Origin of the sequence: Streptomyces longwoodensis (assembly GCF_001514125.1) — a bacterium.
GTDB classification, from domain to species: Bacteria; Actinomycetota; Actinomycetes; order Streptomycetales; family Streptomycetaceae; genus Streptomyces; species Streptomyces longwoodensis.
The window spans coordinates 26,399-44,220 of record NZ_KQ948557.1; the positions used below are offsets into that span (position 1 = coordinate 26,399).

The following is a 17,822-nucleotide window of genomic DNA, read 5'->3' on the forward strand; positions in this document are numbered from 1 at the left end:
CGAGGAAGGAGGCACTGTGGACGGTACGCATGGAGGCGAACGCACAGCGGACGCCGGACCGACCCCCTACGGGACAACGGCCCCCCGGCCCCCGTACACCGGCAACGAAGCGCTCACGCACCTGGAGGTGTGCCTGGTCGGCGCAGGACCGCGCGGCCTTTCCGTCCTGGAACGGCTCTGCGCACAGGAGGGCAAGTCGCCCCGCTGGGACGCCGTCACGGTGCACGTCGTCGACCCGGACCCCCCGGGTGCCGGACGCGTGTGGCGCCCCACGCAGTCGCGGCACCTGCTGATGAACACCGTGGCCTCGCAGGTCACGGTCTACACCGACGCAAGCGTCCGCATCGACGGCCCGCTGCAGGAGGGGCCCAGCCTGCACCAGTGGGCCAAGGCCCTCAGCTCCCGCACCCTCGACAACAGCCCGCACGGCGGCTACGACCCGGACGTCCTGGCCGAGGCCGACCGCCTGGGCCCCGACAGCTACCCCACCCGCGCCCTGTACGGCTGCTACCTGACGTGGGCGTTCCGCCGCGTCGTCGACAACGCCGCAGCCCACATCACGGTGCGCCACCACCCGCTGCGCGCCGTCGCCCTGGAGGACGAGGGCAGCGGGCCGCAGGCCACGCAGGCGGTCGTCCTGGAGGACGGCACCCGGCTGGGCCGCCTGGCCGCGGTCGTCCTGGCCCAGGGCCACGTGCCCACCCGGCCCAGCGACAGCGAGCGCCGGCTGACGGACTTCGCCCGGCGCCACGGGCTGACCTACCTGCCCCCGGCCAACCCGGCGGACGTGGACCTGTCCGCCGTCAAGCCCGGCGAGCGGGTCCTGCTGCGCGGGCTGGGGCTGAACTACTTCGACTACCAGGCCCTGTTCACCCACGGCCGCGGCGGCGTCTTCACCCGCGTCGACGGCCGCCTGGTCTACCGGCCCTCCGGCCGCGAACCGCGCCTGTACGCCGGCTCCCGGCGCGGCGTGCCCTACCAGGCGCGCGGCGAGAACGAGAAGGGCGCCCACGGCCGCTACCACCCCCGGCTGCTGACGGCCGGCTACATCGCCCGGCTCCGCTCGCGCGCCCCGGGCCGCCCGGCCATCGACTTCGCCGCCGACCTGTGGCCGCTGGTCTCCAAGGAGGTGTGCAGCGTCTACTACGCGGCCCTGCTCGCCCAGCGCGGCCAGAGCTCCCGGAGCGTCGACGACTTCGTCGAGCGCTACCTGTCGGCCGAACCCGGCGCCGACGAGGACCGGCTGCTGCACGAGGCCTCGATCGCCGAGGACGAGCGCTGGGACTGGCAGCGCGTGGCCCGCCCCTGGGGCGAGCGCGCCTTCGCCGACCTGGCCGCGTTCCGCACCTGGCTGCGCGGCCACCTCGACGACGACGTCCGCCTGGCCCGCCAGGGCAACGTCAGCGGACCGGTCAAGGCCGCCCTGGACGTCCTGCGCGACCTGCGCAACGAACTGCGCCTGGCCATCGACCACGCCGGCCTGACCGCCGCGTCCCACCGCGACGACCTCGACGCCTGGTACACCCCCCTGAACGCCTACCTGTCCATCGGCCCGCCGGCCAGCCGCATCGAGGAGATGGCCGCCCTCATCGACGCGGGCGTCCTGGAGGTGACCGGCCCCGGCCTGCGCGTGATCGCCGACGAGGACGACCCGCAGGGGGCCTGCTTCACCGCCGTCTCCAGCGAGATACCCGACGTGCGGGTGCGCGCCACGGTCCTCATCGAGGCCCGCCTGCCCGAGATCGACCTGCGCCGCACCGCCGACCCGCTGATGAGCGGGCTGCTGCGCAGCGGGCAGTGCAGCCCCTACCGCATCCCGGCCGGCGACGGCACCGACGGCCCCGACCACGAGACCGGGGGACTGGCGGTCTCCGAGCGGCCCTACCACCTCATCGACGCCCGCGGCACGGCCCACCCGCGCCGCTTCGCCTACGGCGTGCCCACCGAGTCCGTGCACTGGGTCACCGCCGCCGGCATCCGGCCCGGCGTCGGCTCGGTCACCCTGGAGGACTCCGACGCCATCGCCGCCGCGGTCCTCGCCCTGCCCGCCCCGCCGGCCCCGCAGCGCCGGCCGGACCACGCACCGGCCGACCCGGCGGAGCGTACGGCGGTGGAGCGTACGGCGGTGCAGGCGGCCGTGGGCGTGCAAGCCGGTGCGGGCGCGCAGGCGGGCGTGGGCGTGGAGGCGGGCGTGGGCGCGGAGGTGGCTCCATGACCTCCGCGCACCCGGCCCCGCACTCCGCGGACCCGGCCGCCCACCTGGACGCCGGGCTGCTCTCCCCGGTGCGGGCGGGCACCCCCGTCGAGGCGGCGGTCGGCGACAGCGCCTGGCTGCAGGCGATGCTGGACGCGGAGGCGGCCCTGGTCCGCGCCCAGGCCCGCTGCGGCACGGTGCCCGCCCGGGCGGCCGAGGTCATCACCGACGCCGCCCGCGCCGACCTGCTCGACCTGCGCGAACTGGCCCTGGCCGCGCGGGAGACGGCCAACCCGGTCGTGGGCGTGGTCAAGGCCCTCACGGCCGTGGTCGCCGCACGCTCCCCGCAGGCCGCCGAGTACGTCCACCGCGGCTCCACCAGCCAGGACATCCTCGACACCGGCGCCATGCTGGTGGCCGCCCGCGCCCTGCGCCTGATCGCCGCGGACCTGCGCACCACGGCCCGCGCGCTGGCCGGCCTCGCCGCCGAGCACCGCGACACCGTGATGGCCGGCCGCACCCTGGCCCTGCACGCCGTGCCCACCACCTTCGGGCTCAAGGCGGCCGGCTGGCACCACCTGGTCACGGACGCCGCCGAACGCCTGGACCACCTCGCCGGGCGGCTGCCCGTCTCCCTGGGCGGCGCGGCCGGGACCCTGGCCGGCTACCTGCAGTACGCCGGGGACGGCGCCGACCCCGCCGCCGTCCTGGACGGCCTGGGCGCCGCCTTCGCCGAGGAGAGCGGCCTGGCCGCCCCGCACCTGCCCTGGCACGCACTGCGCACCCCCGTCGCCGACCTGGGCGCCGCCCTCGCCCACACCAGCGCGGCACTGGGCAAGATCGCCGCGGACGTGCTGGTCCTGACCCGCACCGAGATCGGCGAGGTCAGCGAGCCCACGGCCGCCGGACGGGGCGCCTCCTCGGCGATGCCCCACAAACGCAACCCCGTCCTCGCCACCCTGATCCGCTCCGCCGCCCTCCAGGTGCCCGCCCTGGCCGGCGTGCTGACGCAGTGCCTGACCACGGAGGACGAACGCTCGGCCGGGGTGTGGCACGCCGAGTGGCAGCCGCTGCGCGAGGCCCTGCGCCTGACCGGCGGCGCCGCGCACACGGCCGCCGAACTCGCCCGGGGCCTGGACGTCCACCCCGAGCGGATGCGGGCCAACCTCGCCGCGACCGGGGGACAGCTCGTCTCCGAACGCGTCTCGGCCGTCCTGGCACCGCGCCTGGGCAAGGCCGCCGCCAAGGAACTGCTCACCCGGGCCTCCCTGCTGGCCTCCGCCACCGGCCGGCCCCTGGCCGACGTCCTGGCCGAACTGCCCGAACTCGCCGGGATACTGGACCGCGCCGAGGCGACCGCCCTGCTCGACCCGTCCGGCTACACCGGCGCAGCCGGCCCCCTGGTCGACCGGGCCCTGCACACCCCCGACCCGGCGACCCGCACACCGGCACCCTGACCCCGGGCGCGGCCGGGGGAGCGGACCTCCGGGAAGACACCCGACCGGTCCGCTCCGCAGGGGAGTTGGCGTATCAGGCAACGCCGCTTCTGCGTACGGGAGTTGATGGGTCATGCATCGCCCCCGCCGGCCCCTGCCCCCGGGCAGTCCGGCGGGGGAGCGGTGCCGGTGCGCGGGCGGGCGCACGGGGTCAACCGGCCGCCCGTGCAGGCCTGTTGGCCGGTTCCGCGTCCCGCCCCCGCGCGGGGTGCGCTCGAGTCTTCCTCGCGTCGGCCTCGAAGGCCGCTCGAGGCGGCACGGAAGGCGGCCCCCCGCCGGGCCGCGCCGCGCATGATGCACACGACGACACACAGGGGAGGGCGGCCGAAGTGAAGGTGCACGCACGTGTTGTCCCCGAGGGCGCCGGCCACGGCCACGCCGTGGTGATCGGCTCCAGCCTCGCCGGGCTCGCCGCGGCGCGCGCCCTGGCCGGCTTCATGGACCGGGTCACCGTCATCGAACGCGACTGGCTGCCCCGCGGCCCCGGCCGGCGCCGGGGCGTGCCCCAGGCCCGGCACACCCACAGCCTGCCCACCGCCGCCCACCAGGGCCTGGAGCAGCTCTTCCCCGGCATCGGCGAGGACCTCGTGCGCGCCGGGGCCGTCCACCTGCGCGTCCCCGAGGACCTGCTGCTGCTCGGCCCGGCCGGCTGGCTGCCCCGCTTCGACGCGGGCCTGTCGGTGCTCAGCGCCGGCCGCGACCTGCTGGACGCGGTGGTCCGCGACCGGCTGCGCGCCGACCCCAGGGTGCGCTTCCTGCACGACCACGACGTCGTCGGCCTGCGACCGGGCCCCCAGGACACCGTCACCGGCGTCTACGCCCGCGGCCGCGACCGGCGCTCCCCCGGCGGCTGGAGCCCTGCGCGCCTGATCCCCGCCGACTTCGTCGTCGACGCCAGCGGACGCGGCTCACGCGCCCCGCAGTGGCTCGCCGAACTCGGCTACGAACCCCCCGCCGAGACCGTCGTGCCCACCGGCACCACCCGGGCGACCTCCCTGTACGCGCCGCCGGTCGGCCACGTCGCCGACTGGCAGGGCGTCTGGCTCATGGCCGCGGGCGACGACCTGCGCCAGGGCCTGCTCCACCCCGTCGAGGGCGGCCGCTGGTCGGTGTCGCTGACCACCCCCGACACCACCCCCGCCCCCGCCGACCACGAGCAGGTGCTGCACGCCGCCGCCGCGCTGCGCGACCCGCTGCTGCGCGACCTGCTGGCCACCGCCACCCCGCTGGGCCCCGTCTACCGGTGCGCCGGCACCGACAGCCGCTGGCGCCACTACGAACGGCTGCGCCGCTGGCCCGACCAGTTCCTCGTCGTCGGCGACGCCTTCGCCGCCCTGGACCCCGCCCACGGCGACGGCATGACCCTCGCCGTGCAGGGCGCCCTGCTCCTCCAGCGCATGCTCACCGCCCACGGCACCGCCGTCGGCGTCACCTACCGCCTGCGCCGCGCCCTGGCCCACCAGCTGGCCCCGCTGTGGCGCTCGGGCACCCGCCTGCGCACCCCGGCCGGCCCCGCAAGCGAGGACCGCCGGCCCCTGCGGGAGCGGCTGCACGCACGCCGGCTGTCCCGGCTCGCCGCCGCCGCCACCGCCGACCCCGACGCCGCGGCCCTGCTGCTGCGCCTGCACCACGGCCTCGTCCCGCCCGGCGCCCTCCTCGGCCCGCGGGCGCTCAGAGCGGCCCTGCGCCGCCCCGCACCCCAGGACGCGCCGCCCAGCCTCACCCACGGCCCCCAGGCCCGGCGCCGGCGCCCCGTGGTCCCCGTGGCCCCGGTCATCGGCGTGGCCACCGGCTCGGTACGGCCCCGCCCCACCGGCTCCTCGGCCCACTGGCCCACCACCGCACCCGCGGGCGACCGGCGATGACCCCACCCCCCGCTTTCCGGCCACCTGGCGCATTGCACCCCATCGCGGACCCCGGGACACCGACCTACGCTCCGCATATGACGGCAGTGCACCAACGGGCGCGTACGGAGGCCCACTTGAGACCACACAGACCCACCCGCACCGCCAACACCCGCCCCCCGCACGCCCGATGGGCGGCCAGGCGGGAACGCCCGCACCCGGGCAACTCACAACTGGCTCGAGAAACACCGCACTTGTCACTTGAGTCTCGCTTGAGCGCGGTTGTTCGGGCCGGGCGCACGTGGCTAGCGTTTCACCTGCTCCAGGGCACGGACCTGCTGGCGCCGCGGCAGGCCGCCCCCACCGCCGACCGCTCACCGGTCGCAGCGGGTGTGCCCGTGACAGCAGAGCGGCGAGGGGAGGGTGCGCGGGTATGACCGCGACCGATGAAAGGGCGCCGCACAGCGCGCGCACCACAGAACCGAAGGGCGCGCGCGTCGCCGACTGGGCGGACTCGCGGCTCGGGATCTACAACTTCCGGTTCCTGATCCGCAAGGTCTTTCCCGACCACTGGTCGTTCATGTTCGGCGAGATAGCGCTCTACAGCTTCATCGTGCTGCTGCTGACCGGTGTCTGGCTCACCATGTTCTTCGACCCGAGCATGCGCGAGACCGTCTACAACGGCTCGCACAACGAGCTGCACGGCATCCCGATGTCCCAGGCCTACGCCTCCACCCTGCGCATCAGCTTCGACGTGCGCGGCGGCCTGCTCATCCGCCAGCTGCACCACTGGTCGGCCCTGGTCATGATCGCCGCGCTGTGCGTCCACACGCTGCGGCACTTCCTGACCGGCTCCTTCCGCAAGCCGCGCGAGGTGAACTGGCTGATCGGCTTCACCCTGCTGGTCCTGGTCACCCTGGAGGGCTTCGTCGGCTACTCGCTGCCCGACGACCTGCTCTCCGGCACCGGCCTGCGCATCGCCGAGGGCGTCACCCTGGCCATCCCGCTGGTCGGCACGTACCTGACGATGTTCCTGTTCGGCGGCGAGTACCCCGGCCACGACGTCATCCCGCGCTTCTACAGCTTCCACATCCTGCTGATGCCGGGCATCATCCTGGCCCTGGTCACCGTCCACCTGATCTACGTCTTCTACCACAAGCACACCCAGTTCCGCGGGCCCGGCCGCACCGAGAACAACGTGGTCGGCCAGCCGCTGATGCCGGTCTACACGGCCAAGGCCGGCGGGTTCTTCTTCCTCGTCTTCGGCGTGCTGGCGATGCTGGCCGGCATCGCCCAGATCAACCCGGTGTGGACCTACGGCCCCTACCGCGGCGACCAGATCTCCCAGGGCTCCCAGCCCGACTGGTACATGGGCTTCCTCGAAGGCGCCCTGCGGGCCATGCCCTCCTGGGAGTTCGTCATCCCCGGCGGCTACACCGTCAACATGGGCGTGCTGCTGCCGGCCGTCATCCTGCCCACCGTGCTGATGGCGGTGGTCGCGCTGTGGCCGTTCCTGGAGGCCTGGGCCACCGGCGACCGCGAGGAGCACCACCTGCTGGACCGGCCGCGCGAACACCCCACCCGCACCGCGTTCGTCTCCTCGATCGTCGCCTTCTACCTGGTGCTGTTCTTCGGCGGCGCCAACGACGTCATCGCCGAACGCTTCCACCTCTCGCTCAACCAGATCACCTGGGCGGTCCGCATCGGGGTGTTCGTGGTGCCGGCCCTGGCCTACGTCGTCACCCGCCGCATCTGCCTGGGCCTGCAGCACCGCGACATCGAGAAGGTCCTGCACGGCCGCGAGACCGGACGCATCCGCCGCCTGCCGCACGGCGAGTTCATCGAGGTGCACGCCCCGCTCGACCAGGGCACCGCCTACAGCATCCTGGCCCGCGAGGACCGCCCCATCGCCCCCGCCCCCGTGGCACAGGCGGACGGCGTGAAGAACCCCCACGCCCGCAAGCAGATGCTGCGCCACCGCGTCAGCCGCTGGCTGTACGGCAACCAGGTCCCCAAGCCCACCCGCGAGGAACTGCTGCGCTCCCTGGAGCACTTCGACCCCGCCTCGGCCGACGGCCACGGCAGCTCCAACGGCCACGGCTCCGCCAACGGCCACAGCAACGGCCACGGCCCCTCCCACGGGCACGTCTCCTCCAACGGGCACGCGGCGGCGCTGGAACAGCAGGAGCAGCAGACGCACTGACCCCCGGGGCGCACGGCGAGCACCGGGCACGCACGCGACGGCGGCGCGGGTGATCAGGGGACGATCACCCGCGCCGCCGCCGTCTCCCCCCGCCCGCCACCCCGACCACCCACGGGAGCTTGGATGAACCGCACGCCCCTGCGCCGCGACACCCGCCGCGCCGCGTCCATCACCCGGGCCCGCACCGGCCTGACCCAGGACCTGCGCGGCCGCCAGCGCCGCTACATCACCGCCATGCTGATCCGCACCGCGTGCGTGGTGGTGATGGCCCTGACCTGGAGCCGCTGGCCCGTCGTCGCCGTCCTCGCCCTGGCCGGCGGCGTCCTGATCCCCTACGTCGCCGTGGTCGCCGCCCAGGCCGGCTGGCGCCAGCAACGGGGCACCCGCGCCCCGCTGGTCACGCCCACCCCCGTCCCGGCCCCCCGCGTGGTCCTCGAACCCACCCTCATCCTGCCCCCCGAGCACGACAAGGCAGCCTGAACAGCCCCACCCCGGAGCCCGCCCCACCACGACGCCTCCAGCACGCCCAGCTCACACAACAGCGCCGAGGGCACGCCGAGTTCACCCACCACGTGCTCACCGACGGCCCTCACCCGAGCCCCGCCCCGCCCCGTCCGCAGCGGCCCCCCCGCCAGGCCCCGCGCGCCGGCGAACGGACAGCACCCGCCCCCCTCCTGCGCCCACCGGGCGAGCCGCACGACGGGCCGCCCACGACACGAACGACCGTGCCCCCGGCCCCTGTTGCAGGGGCCGGGGGCACGGTCGTGGGAGGCCGGCGCGAAGGGCGGTGGGTCAGCGGTGCAGCTGCTCCTGCGGGGGCTGGTTGCGCCAGGGACGGCACACCGTGAGGAAGCAGACGATCGCGGCGAGCGCGCTGCCCAGCTGGACCACGGCCATCGGCACCGCCGACTGCTTGCCGGCGATGCTCACCAGCGAGGAGGCGACCGCCCCCATGACGAAGCAGGACATGCCCACCAGCGCGGAGGCGGAGCCCGCGGCGTGCGGGGTGCGCATCAGGGCGAGCGCGTTGGTGTTGGGCAGCACCAGGCCCAGCGAGGAGATCATCACGAACAGGCTGGCCGCCAGCGGCACCGTGCCCACCTCGCCGAACACCCCCGAGGTCACCAGCAGCAGCACCACCCCGGCCGAGGCGAGCACCGCGAGCCCGCACCCCAGGGTCTTGTCCAGGCGCACCCGCCCCACCAGGACCTTGCCGTTGACCTGCCCGACGATCATCAGGCCCAGTGAGTTCAGGCCGAACAGCAGCGAGAAGGTCTGCGGGGAGGCGCCGTAGATGTCCTGGATGATGAACGGCGAAGCGGCGATGTAGGAGAACAGCGCGCCGTAGGTGAAGCCGTTGGTCATCAGGTACCCGGTGAACACCCGGTCGGCGACCAGGCCGCGCATGACCCACAGGGCCGCGCGCACCCCGCCGCTCTGGCGCCGCTCGGGCGGCAGCGTCTCCGGCAGGCGCCGCCACACCAGCACGCCCAGCGCCACGCCGATGGCCGCGAGGATGAGGAAGATGCCCCGCCAGTCGGTCAGGTGCAGCACCTGCCCGCCGATGACGGGCGCCACGATGGGCGCGATGCTGGAGATCAGCAGCAGGCTGGAGAAGAACCGGGCCATGGCCAGCCCGTCGTACAGGTCGCGCACCACCGCACGGGCGATGACGATGCCCGCCGACCCCGCCAGGCCCTGCAGCAGCCGGAACCCCACCAGCACCTCGGCGCTCTGCGCGAACGCGCACATCAGCGCGGCCAGCACATAGGCGGCCAGCCCCGCCAGCAGCGGCCTGCGCCGCCCCCACCGGTCGCTCATCGGGCCCACCACCAGCTGGCCGAGCGCCATGCCGGTCAGGCACGCGGTGAGGGTGAGCTGGACGACCGAGGCGTTCGAGCCCAGGGTGCGGGTGACGTCCGGCAGCGCCGGGAGGTACATGTCCATCGACATCGGCGGCACCGCGGCCAGGGCGCCCAACAGCACGGTGACCAGCAGCCCCGTCCGGCGCGCCGGCGCACCCGCGCCGCCCGGAGCGGCCGCGCCCCTGGCCGGGGACCCCCGCCCGGGCGATCGCCCGCCACCGGCGGTGGCTTCCTCCGCTTGCTGAGACATGCGCCCTCCGCGTGAACGTCGTTGTGTGGTCAGGGCGATGCTGGCAGCCGGCCGCTACAGAACCGGCAGCGCGCGGGTTGCGCCGAGGATTCCGGACGGTTCGACGAAGGCCGCGCGGCCACCGGAGTCGAGAGCCGTCAGTGCGCCACTCGAATTTCCCTCGCAATGGCCCCGAACGCCCACCGGCGGCCCTTGGCGTGAGCTGTTCGAACGTGTCACTATTCCTGCACGCCTTCCCTGCCCAAAACCCGAACGACTCGGAGCAGGACAGGGAATTGAGCCCGCGGACACCGGTTCTGCGCCGGTGGGACCCGCACCCCGTGCCGCATTTCCCGGCCCGGGATTCCTCTCGTATCCGATCCCCGCGCGCCGCGGTGTATTTCCGTGTGCTGCGCTCTCTCCGGAAGCTGTGCGCAGATTCGGCGCACAGAAGGCAGACTCTAGAGAAAGTAGAGCAACCCTATGCCCAGGCTATGCAAGCCCGCGGTGAGCGCGCCGGAACACGTCATCACCCTCGACGAGACCCTCGCGTTCGCCGAGGAGGCCCACGCCGGAAAGCCGCAGCTGCCGCTGGCGCTGCGCCTGATCCGCAACACCGGAGTGCTCAAGCGGCACATCGTGCAGCCCATCGAGAAGACACTCCAGCACCCGGGCCTGACCGAACGCAACCGCATCTACGAGGCCGAGTCCAAGAACCTGACCCCGCCGGTCATCGAACAGGCCCTGAAGAACGCCGACCTGGCCGCCCGTGACATCGACGCCATCATCTACGTCTCCTGCACCGGCTTCAGCATGCCGTCGCTGACGGCCTGGCTGATCAACAACCTCGGCTTCCGCTCCGACACCCGCCAGATACCCATCGCCCAGCTCGGCTGCGCGGCGGGCGGCGCCGCCATCAACCGCGCCCACGACTTCTGCCTGGCCCACCCCGGCAGCAACGTCCTGATCGTCTCCTGCGAGCTGTGCTCGCTGTGCTACCAGCCCACCGCCGACGACATCGGCTCGCTGCTGTCCGACGGCCTGTTCGGCGACGCGGTCGCGGCCGCCGTGGTCCGCGGCAACGGCGGCGTCGGCATAGACCTGGAGCGCAACGCCTCCTACCTCATCCCGCACACCGAGGACTGGATCTCCTACGCGGTCAAGGACACCGGCTTCCACTTCCAGCTGGACCGCCGCGTGCCCGGCACCATGGAGCCGCTCGCCCCGGTGCTGCGCGAGTTCGCCAAGGACCACAGCTGGGACGCCGGCAACCTCGACTTCTACATCGTCCACGCCGGCGGCCCGCGCATCCTGGACGACCTGGCGAAGTTCCTCGAGGTCGACCGGCAGGTCTTCCGCCACAGCTGGGCGACGCTGACCGAGTACGGCAACATCGCCAGCGCCGTCGTCCTGGAGGCGGCCCGCCGCCTGTTCGAGGAGGAGACCCCCGCCCAGGACGCCACCGGCCTGATCGCCGGCTTCGGCCCCGGCATCACCGCCGAGATGTCCCTGGGCCGCTGGAGCTCCTCCGACGACCGGGAGCTGGACTGACCCACCGCCCCGTGCCCGCACCGCACCCTCGCTCGAGTGAAATTCTGCGCGGACAAAGGAACCTGAGCACATGACTGGCCTCATCCTCCCGCCCGGTCAGGGGCGCAAGCTGATCACCAAGGCGCAGGAAGTGACCTTCAAGGCCACTAAGGACCACGGCTCCGTCATATCGATCTTCGAGGTGGTCGTCCCACCCGGGTTCGATGTGGGGGCCCACGTCCACAGTGATGCGCAGGAGTTCTTCTACGTCCTGGACGGCGAACTGGAAGTACTGGCCTTCGAGCCGGTCCAGCGCACCGAACAGGACTGGCACACCTGGCAGTCCCCCGACGGGGACACCGCCGTGCGTGCCACCGAGGGTGCCTTCATGTTCGTGCCGCCCGGAACTCCGCACGCCTTCAGGAACGCCTCCGACAGACCGGCGCGGATGCTCTTCCAGTGCTATCCGTCACCCGTCCACGAGCTGTACTTCGAAGAGATAGCGGAGATCTGGGCGGCCGGCGGCGCCGATCCCGACGCCATCGTCGAGATGCGCAAGCGCTACGACGTCACCCAGCTCACCCCGCAGCGCTACGAACCGCCCGCCCTTTTTGATCCCCACTCCTCCGATTCCCGCGGAGCGTCCAAGAAATGAGCGACACCGAAAAGATCCCTCTCGTTTTCGCGAGCCTCGGGGAACAGGAACTGGCCGCCGTCGCCGAGGTGTTCGCCTCGGGCTGGCCGGCCGGCCAAGGACCGAAGGGCAAGGCCCTGGAGGCCGAGCTCACCCAGCGCTACGGCGCCGGTGACGCCGTCGCCGTCAGCAACTGCGGCGCCGCCCTGCACCTGGCGATGCTCGCGTTCGGCGTCAAGCCCGGCGACGAGGTCATCGTCGCCGACTACACCTTCCCCGCCCCCGCCCACGCCGTGCGCTACGTCGGCGCCACCCCCGTCTTCGCCGACGTACGCCCCGACACCGGCACCGTCGACCCGCGCGCGGTGGCCGACCTGGTCACCCCCCGCACCGTCGGCATCATCGCCGTCGACACCGTCGGCCTGCCCGCCGACTACGCCGACCTGCAGGCCATCGCCGACCGGCACGGGCTGTTCCTCGTCGAGGACGCCGCCTGCGCCGTCGGCGCGACCTACCAGGGCCGCGAGGCGGGCGCCCTGGCCGAGGTGGCCTGCCTGTCCTTCCACGGACGCAAGGGCGCCACCAGCGGCGAGGGCGGCGCCCTGATCGCCACCGACCCCGCCATCGGCGCCAAGGCCCGCCAGCTGTCGTCGTTCGGCATCGGCAGCATCTACGACATGGGCCAGGTCATCGGCCTGCCCATCCCCGAATTCACCGAGATCGGCTACAACTTCAAGCTGTCCGACATCGCCGCGGCCATCCTGCGCGTCCAGCTCGGCCGCATCGAGGAACTCCTCAAGCGCCGCACCGCCGTCGCCGCCCGCTACGCCGAACTCCTCGCCGACGAGGAACTGCTGACGGTGCCGCACGTGCCGGCCGACCGCACCCACGCCTGGCAGTCCTACCTGGTCACCCTCGACGCCAGCGTCGACCGCGGGGCGGTCGCCACCGAGCTGCGCGCCAAGGGCATCGGCACCCTGCACGGCACCTGGGCCAGCCACCTGCAGCCGGCCTTCGACGCGGCCCAGACCTGCCCGGTCTCGGCCGACCTCTTCCAGCGCAACCTCGGCATCCCCATGCACGCCGAGCTGACCGAGAGCCAGATCGAGCGGGTCGCCGAGGTCCTGCGCGGCGCGCTGCGCACCCACGCCAAGCCCACCCGAGCCCTGAAGGGAGCGGCATGACCACCAACCAGCCTGCACCGGACGGTGTGATGAGGCTGATCAACGGCTACTGGAACACCGGCATCATCGCCGCAGCGGCCACCCACCGCCTCTTCACCCACCTCGAGGAGGGCGCCGGCACCGCGGCCGAGATCGCCTCGCGCGCGCAGGTCTCCGAACGCGGCGCCCAGGCCCTGCTGGACGGCCTGGTCAGCATCGACCTGGTCACCCTCGACGGCGGCCGCTACCGCAACACGCCCGCCGCCTCCGCGTTCCTCGTCGAGGGCAAGCCCGCCTCCCTGGCCGGCTTCGCCAAGCTCAAGCTGAGCCACGTCGCCAGCGTCACCGACCTGCCCGAGGTCGTGCGCGTCGGCGGCCCGCTGACCGGCGGCGAGACCGAGGTCGCCGACAACCCGCACTGGGAGGGCATCGTCCCGGCCATCGCCGCGGTCTCCGTGCCCGCCGCCGACCTGGGCGTCACCGCGCTCAACATCGCCGAGGCGGGCGAGATCACCATCCTCGACGTCGGCGGCGGCTCCGGCATCTACTCCTCGACCTGGCTCAAGGCCAACCCGGCCGCCCGCGCGGTCCAGCTCGACTGGGAACCGATCAACCAGATCGCCCGCCGGCTCGTCGCCGAGCAGGGCGTGGGCGACCGCTTCACCACCGTCAACGGCGACTTCCACACCACCGCCTTCGGCACCGGCGAGTACGACATCGCCGTCTACTCCCACATCGCCCACCAGGAGAGCCCCGAGAGCAACATCGAGGTCTTCACCCGGCTGCGCGAGTCCCTCAAGCCCGGCGGCGCCCTGGTCATCGCCGACTACGTCGTCGACGACGACCGCGGCGCCCCCGCCTTCCCGCTGCTGTTCGCCGGGGAGATGCTCCTCAAGAGCAAGGAGGGCGGCACCTGGCGGCGCACCGACTACCACGAGTGGCTGACCAAGGCGGGCTTCGAGGACATCACCTTCCACGCGGCCCCCCCGGCCACGGTCGTCATCGCCCGCTAGCCCCCGCCCGCCACCGGCCCCGCGCCGGACGGGAGGCCCTGCCGGACGGGAGCGCCGCCGCGGGCACCCGGCGCACCCCGCGCCGGGTCCCCGGGCCGGCGCTCCCCGGGCTCGCGAGCCGGCGACCGGGAGCCGTACCGGCCCGGGACGGGCGGCCCCGCCGGGGGAGGGTGCGGGTGCCCCGCGCACCGCACGGGCCCGCACCCGGCGGCGCGCGCTCGCAACGGTCCGGGCCGTGTCCCGGAGACGCCCGCCGGGCGTCTCCCGGCGGCGACCCGGGACAGCCCCCGGGCGCCACGGGGACCGGCCGTCACCGTGGGGCGGACCCGCCCGTGCGGGCGTGGCCCGGCCTGCACGGCCGCAGCGACACCCGCCGGTGACAAGGCCGGGCCGCAGGCAGCGGGCCGGTGCGGCGGCCGGATGACGTCATCCGGCCGCCGCACCGGCCGTGGCCGCAGCCCTGGCCCACCGGCGCCGGTCGTACGGGCCCCGGCCGTCACGACCGGTACCGGCGGCCCGGCCCCGGGCCGCCGTCTGCCGTCCGCGGCGGCCGGCCCGGACGGGTGACGGCCCGCGGGCGTCGTCACCGGTGACCGTACGGCGCCCGCCCACCGCCCGGCGGTGCTGACACCACGTCAGCAACCGCCGGACGGCACCCCGCACCGAGCCGTCGACCGCCCCCTGTCCACCGCCCACCGTCCACGCAAAGGAGACAGCCCACATGAAGGGCTCCGTGGCCTACCGATCCATACAGAAGCGCGGTCTTCACATCGGCCTGCTGCCGGAGATGGCCGCCGCCGTCAACCCCACCACCCCGATCACCCTCGACCACGACCTCGACGTCCTGCCCGAGGCCGGGCGCCGCCTGACGGTCGCCCAGTACGCCGACCACGTCGACGACCTGGCGGCCCGCCTGTGGGCGGCCGGGGTGCGCACCGACGAGCACGTCGTCATCTACAAGACCGCCAACGCCGACCACTGGATGCTCGCCGCCGCGGTCTCCCGCATCGGCGCGATCGTGGTCAACCTCTCCCCGGCCCTGGACGCCAAGACCGTCGGCGTACTGCTGGAGCGGGTCGGCCGGCCCACCCTGCTCTCCGACGGCGCCAAGCTCGACGTCCTTACCGACGTGCCGCTGGCGGACCTGACCCGCAGGGTCATCACCTCCGCCGGGGAGCGCGAGGGCGCCATCGCGCTCGCGGGCCTGGCCGGCGCGCCGCGCGTGAAGCCGGTCGTGCGTCCCATCGACGAGGCCGCCGTCATCACCCACACCTCCGGCACCACCGGCATCCCCAAGCTGGTCGTGCACACCCCGCGCACCCAGGGCATCCGCCTGCTGCCGCAGTGGCGGCTGCTGTCGCTGATGCGCAAGAAGGAGACCGTCGCGATCAACGTGCCGTTCGTGCACTCGCGGATGGTCGCGGCGATGTCGCTGGCCCTGCTCAAGGAGTACCCGGTCCTGCTCATGCGCGAGACGGGCCCCGCGGAGGTCGCCGAGCAGTTCGTCAAGCACCGGCCGGCGTTCATCGAGGCCCTGCCCAACTCGCTGATGGAGTGGGAGGAACTCGCCGAGGACCCGCGCGCCCCGTTCGGGTCGGTGAAGGTGTTCAGCAGCACCTTCGACGCCATCCACCCGGGCACGATGAGCCGCCTGCTGAACGCCTCCGACCGGCGCGGCGCGCTGTTCTTCCAGATCTACGGGCAGAGCGAGGTCGGCCCGGCCGTGGGCCGTGCCTACTTCCGCCACTCCGCCCACAAGGCCAACGGCCGCTGCGTGGGCTGGGCGATGCCGGGCGGCGCCGCGAAGGTCCGCGTGGTCAGCCGGGACGGCAACCCGCCCTCGGAGACCAACCCCGGCTACATCGAGGTCGCCTGGGACGGCATCGCCAAGACCTATTACGGCGAGCAGGACCGCTACGACACCAACCGCAACGGCCAGTGGTGGCGCACCGGCGACGTCGGCTACCGCACCCGCTTCGGCTGCCTGCACATGCTCGACCGGGAGGTCGACATGATCCCCGGCGTCAAGAGCTCCCTGGAGATCGAGGACGTCCTGCTGAGCCGGCTGCCGGAGCTGACCGAGCTGGTCGTGGTGCAGGGCCCCAGGTCCGAGCCGGTGCCGGTGATCTGCACCGCCGACGACAAGCCCCTGGACCTCAACCGCTGGCGGGCGGCCGCCGCCGCGTTCCCGCAGCTCGCCGACCCGGTGCAGATCCCGCAGGCCGAACTGCCCCGCACCGCCACCTTGAAGGTCCAGCGCCTGGCGCTGGCCCGCCGCTTCGAGGAGCAGCTGCAGGCCCAGGCCTGACCGCGACCGAGAACCGCGACCGCGGCCCCGCCCGACCGGGCGGGGCCGCCGCCGCGTGCGCGCCCCTCGAGAGCCGCTGGAGCTTTGCTCGGCACCGGCTCGGCACGCCCGGCCCCGCCGCCCGCCCCCGCGCACAATGGCCGGGGAATTGCCTGCCCGCAATCCACGACCCCACCGACCCCACCCGTGGAAAGGGAGTGCGCGGATGGCGAACGACAGGGCGACCGCCGGCCTCGCCGGCCCCCGCAGCGCGCAGGCCTGGCGCATCGCGGAACTGGAACGCGAGGTACGCGAACTGCGCCGCACCAACACCCTGCTGCGCACCTACGTGGCCCAGCGCCTCGATGCCGGCCCGCACCACGACACCGGCCGCCCCCGCACACCGGCGCCGCCCGCACACCCACAGGACACCCGGCGCCCGGCGGGGGAGCGCCCGCCGCACCGGCCCGCACCCCACCCCCATCCCGCTCCCGCGCCGGCGGTGGTGCTGCGGTGCCTGGGCCCGATCGAGGCCGTCGTCGGCGGCCGGCCGGTCGACCTCGGCTCGCCCAAACAGCGCGCCCTGCTGGCCCTGCTGGCCAGCGCCGTGGGCCGGCCGGTGGCGTGCGACGTGCTCGTCGAGGAACTGTGGGCCGGCAGCCCGCCGCCCGCGGCGCTGTCCTCGCTGCACGCCTACGTCGCCAACCTGCGGCGGGTACTGGAACCGCACCGCGCCCCGCGCACCCGGCCCACGGTGCTGCGCACCGCGGGCCGCGGCTACCTCCTCGAGCGCCGCAGCGTCGACGTCGACGTGGACCGCTTCACCGAACGCGCCGCCCTGGCCTGGCAGTTGCAGGACAGCGGCGATCCCCACGGCGCGCTGCGCGCCTTCGACCAGGCACTGGCCCTGTGGCGCGGCCCGGCCTACGCCGAGGCGGCCGACAGCGCCTGCGTGCGCCCGGACGGCGCGCGGCTGCAGGAGCTGCGGCTGTCGGCGACCGAGGGACGCTGCGCGGCCCTGCTCGCGGCCGGCGCCCACGAGATCGCGGTCGCCGACCTGGAGGCGTTCGTGCAGGACCACCCGTTGCGCGAGTACGGCTGCGAGCTGCTGGGCCTGGCCCTGTACCGGGCGGGCCGGCAGGCCGAGGCGCTGGCGGTGCTGCGCACCCACCAGCGGCGCCTGGCCCGGGAGCTGGGCATCGACCCGCGCCCTGCGCTGCAGCGGCTGCAGCAGCAGATCCTGCACCACGCGCCGTCGCTGGACCTGCGCCCGCCGCTCGCGGCACAGCTGTAACCACCCACCCCCCTCCCTTTTTGTTGGCGCGTCGGCACCCCTGCCCGCACAAGACGGCGCACCACCCCCG

The 17,822-nt window shown here is 74.2% G+C and carries 12 protein-coding genes; 11 read left to right on the top strand and 1 reads right to left on the bottom strand.

Going from position 1 to position 17,822, the window contains the following annotated elements; translation table 11 throughout:
- The first annotated feature begins 121 nt into the window (after positions 1-121).
- From AQJ30_RS23285 to AQJ30_RS23305, 5 genes are all read left to right on the top strand, one after another.
- On the top strand, positions 122-2,215 hold the full coding sequence (locus tag AQJ30_RS23285; protein ID WP_245727072.1) for an FAD/NAD(P)-binding protein: 2,094 nt from the start codon (positions 122-124) through the stop codon (positions 2,213-2,215).
- Positions 2,212-3,651 carry a nitrosuccinate lyase gene (locus AQJ30_RS23290; protein ID WP_067237394.1) on the top strand — a complete coding sequence of 480 codons (1,440 nt, stop codon included), beginning with the start codon at positions 2,212-2,214 and terminating at the stop codon, positions 3,649-3,651. The genes AQJ30_RS23285 and AQJ30_RS23290 overlap by 4 nt, the downstream gene beginning before the upstream one ends.
- 374 nt (positions 3,652-4,025) lie before the next feature.
- Entirely contained in the window at positions 4,026-5,555 is a 1,530-nt protein-coding gene (locus AQJ30_RS23295) for an FAD-dependent monooxygenase (protein ID WP_159052357.1), read from the top strand.
- A 412-nt stretch (positions 5,556-5,967) separates the two neighbouring features.
- Positions 5,968-7,737, top strand: coding sequence for a cytochrome bc1 complex cytochrome b subunit (gene qcrB, locus AQJ30_RS23300; RefSeq protein ID WP_067237399.1), 1,770 nt, complete (start codon positions 5,968-5,970; stop codon positions 7,735-7,737).
- Positions 7,738-7,860: 123 nt separating this feature from the next.
- Positions 7,861-8,217: a DUF3099 domain-containing protein gene (locus AQJ30_RS23305; protein ID WP_067237402.1), complete on the top strand. Its 357-nt coding sequence runs from the start codon at positions 7,861-7,863 to the stop codon at positions 8,215-8,217.
- A gap of 312 nt (positions 8,218-8,529) precedes the next feature.
- Here AQJ30_RS23305 and AQJ30_RS23310 read toward each other — a convergent pair whose 3' ends face one another.
- Complete coding sequence (locus tag AQJ30_RS23310) at positions 8,530-9,852, bottom strand: multidrug effflux MFS transporter (protein WP_079084220.1); 1,323 nt, start codon at positions 9,850-9,852, stop codon at positions 8,530-8,532.
- Positions 9,853-10,314: 462 nt separating this feature from the next.
- Between AQJ30_RS23310 and AQJ30_RS23315 the strand changes: the two genes are divergently transcribed.
- The 6 genes from AQJ30_RS23315 (at position 10,315) to AQJ30_RS23340 (ending at position 17,752) form a co-directional block, all read left to right on the top strand.
- The gene (locus AQJ30_RS23315; RefSeq protein ID WP_067237403.1) at positions 10,315-11,382 is read left to right on the top strand and encodes a type III polyketide synthase; all 1,068 of its coding nucleotides are present in this window, start codon (positions 10,315-10,317) and stop codon (positions 11,380-11,382) included.
- 70 nt (positions 11,383-11,452) lie between these two features.
- Positions 11,453-12,016: a cupin domain-containing protein gene (locus tag AQJ30_RS23320; protein WP_067237406.1), complete on the top strand. Its 564-nt coding sequence runs from the start codon at positions 11,453-11,455 to the stop codon at positions 12,014-12,016.
- Positions 12,013-13,179, top strand: a complete 1,167-nt coding sequence (locus AQJ30_RS23325; protein ID WP_067237409.1) for a DegT/DnrJ/EryC1/StrS family aminotransferase — start codon at positions 12,013-12,015, stop codon at positions 13,177-13,179. The genes AQJ30_RS23320 and AQJ30_RS23325 overlap by 4 nt, the downstream gene beginning before the upstream one ends.
- Positions 13,176-14,171: a methyltransferase gene (locus tag AQJ30_RS23330; protein WP_067237412.1), complete on the top strand. Its 996-nt coding sequence runs from the start codon at positions 13,176-13,178 to the stop codon at positions 14,169-14,171. The genes AQJ30_RS23325 and AQJ30_RS23330 overlap by 4 nt, the downstream gene beginning before the upstream one ends.
- 721 nt (positions 14,172-14,892) lie before the next feature.
- Positions 14,893-16,479, top strand: coding sequence for a class I adenylate-forming enzyme family protein (locus AQJ30_RS23335; protein WP_067237415.1), 1,587 nt, complete (start codon positions 14,893-14,895; stop codon positions 16,477-16,479).
- 205 nt (positions 16,480-16,684) lie between these two features.
- Positions 16,685-17,752, top strand: coding sequence for an AfsR/SARP family transcriptional regulator (locus tag AQJ30_RS23340; protein WP_067237418.1), 1,068 nt, complete (start codon positions 16,685-16,687; stop codon positions 17,750-17,752).
- Positions 17,753-17,822 lie beyond the last annotated feature (70 nt).